The sequence below is a fragment of the Microbacterium sp. genome, assembly GCF_049661145.1.
GTDB lineage: Bacteria > Actinomycetota > Actinomycetes > Actinomycetales > Microbacteriaceae > Microbacterium.
This window is the reverse complement of record NZ_JBASZT010000338.1, coordinates 1-1757: the sequence shown is the minus strand read 5'-3', so window position 1 is coordinate 1757 and position 1757 is coordinate 1. Positions and strand designations below refer to the sequence as shown.

Below are 1757 nucleotides of genomic sequence, written 5' to 3'. Positions count from 1 at the left end.
TGCTCACCGAGCGCCTCGACGCGCTGACGGAGGCGCGCGACCGCGATCGCGACGGGCGCGCGGCGGCCATCGCCGGCGGCGTTCCCGAGCTGTACCTCGTCGAGGTCGAACGCGAGAGCGCGCTGCTCGACGCGGAGCTGATCTGGCTGGGCGGTCTCATCGACCGCATCCGGCGTCCCGACTACCCGTGGGGAGAGCACGTCGGCATCCCCACCGATCGCTATCTGGCTCAGAGAGAGGCCGCACGGCAATGACAGAGACCACCCCCGCCGGAGCGCCAACCGCGCCAGCAACCGCGCCACGAACAGAGGGCAACCCGAACCCGTGGCCCGCCCTCTGGGCTCTCGTCATCGGGTTCTTCATGATCCTCGTCGACACGACGATCGTGTCGGTCGCGAACCCCGCCATCAAGGCGGCCCTCGACCCGGACACGAACAACCTCGACAACGTCGTCTGGGTCACCTCGGCATACCTCCTCGCCTACGCCGTGCCGCTGCTGATCACGGGCCGCCTCGGCGACCGCTTCGGGCCGAAGCGCATCTACCTGACCGGGCTCGCGCTCTTCACGCTCGCCTCGCTCGGGTGCGGGCTGTCGGGCACGCTCGAGATGCTGATCGTGTTCCGCGCCGTGCAGGGGCTGGGTGCGGCGCTCATGACGCCGCAGACGATGGCGGTCATCACGCGCACCTTCCCCGCGAACCGCCGCGGGGCGGCGATGGGCCTGTGGGGTGCGACCTCGGGTGTCGCGATGCTCGTCGGCCCCCTCGCGGGCGGGCTGCTCGTCGACGGGCTCGGCTGGGAGTGGATCTTCTTCGTCAACCTGCCGGTCGGGGTCGTCGGGTTCGTACTGGCGTGGATGCTGGTGCCCGCCCTGAAGACGCACGAGCACCGCTTCGACATCGTCGGGGTTTTCCTCAGCGCGGTCGGACTCTTCCTCATCGTGTTCGGCCTGCAGGAGGGGGAGCACTACGACTGGGCGGCGTGGGTGTGGGCGATGATCGCCGCGGGCGTCGTCGTCATGGGGCTGTTCATCTGGCAGCAGGCGAAGACCCGGTCGGAGCCGCTTGTGCCGCTCGACCTGTTCCGCGACCGCAACTTCTCGATCGCGAACCTCGGCATCGCGACCGTCGGGTTCACGGTCACGGCGATGTCGCTGCCGATGATGTTCTTCTATCAGCTCGCGCGGGGGCTGACCCCGACCGAGGCGGCGCTGCTGCTCATCCCGATGGCGGTGCTCGCCGGCGCCTTCTCGCCGGTCGCGGGGCGCATCCTCGACCGCGTCGACCCGCGACTGCTGCTCGTGCCCGGGCTGCTGCTGACCTCGATCTCGCTGTTCTGGTACGCCACTCTGATGAACCCCGACACCGAGATCTGGATGTTCCTGCTGCCCTCGGGGCTCCTCGGCATCGCGCAGTCCGGGATGTGGGGGCCGCTCGCCACGACCGCGACGCGCAACCTGCAGCCGCGGCAGGCCGGCGCCGGGGCGGGCATCTACAACACGACGCGCACGATCGGGTCGGTGCTCGGGTCGGCGGCCATCGCGGCCTTCATGCAGAGCCGGCTCACCGCGAACCTGCCCGGAGCTGCCGATGCCGGCGGCGACTTCGCCGCGGGACAGCTGCCGCCCTTCGTGGTGGCCGGGTTCTCCGATGCCATGGCCCAGTCGATCCTGCTCCCGGCATCCGTCATGCTCATCGGCGTCGTCGCGGTGCTGTTCATGCGGCGCCCCGCCCACCTCGCCCCGCGCTGACCCGCGC

General features: G+C 70.5%; 1 protein-coding gene and 1 pseudogene. Both read left to right on the top strand.

Annotated elements, in window-relative coordinates:
- A pseudogene (locus tag WBP48_RS14190) lies at positions 1-254 on the top strand (PadR family transcriptional regulator); the annotation flags it as partial.
- Positions 251-1750, top strand: coding sequence for a DHA2 family efflux MFS transporter permease subunit (locus WBP48_RS14185; protein ID WP_424441404.1), 1500 nt, complete (start codon positions 251-253; stop codon positions 1748-1750). The pseudogene WBP48_RS14190 and the gene WBP48_RS14185, both read left to right, overlap by 4 nt.
- Positions 1751-1757 lie beyond the last annotated feature (7 nt).

Bases quoted from the DNA above. Each gene is read 5' to 3' on its own strand.
- WBP48_RS14185 (WP_424441404.1), top strand. From the start codon at position 251: ATGACAGAGACCACCCCCGCCGGAGCGCCAACCGCGCCAGCAACCGCG.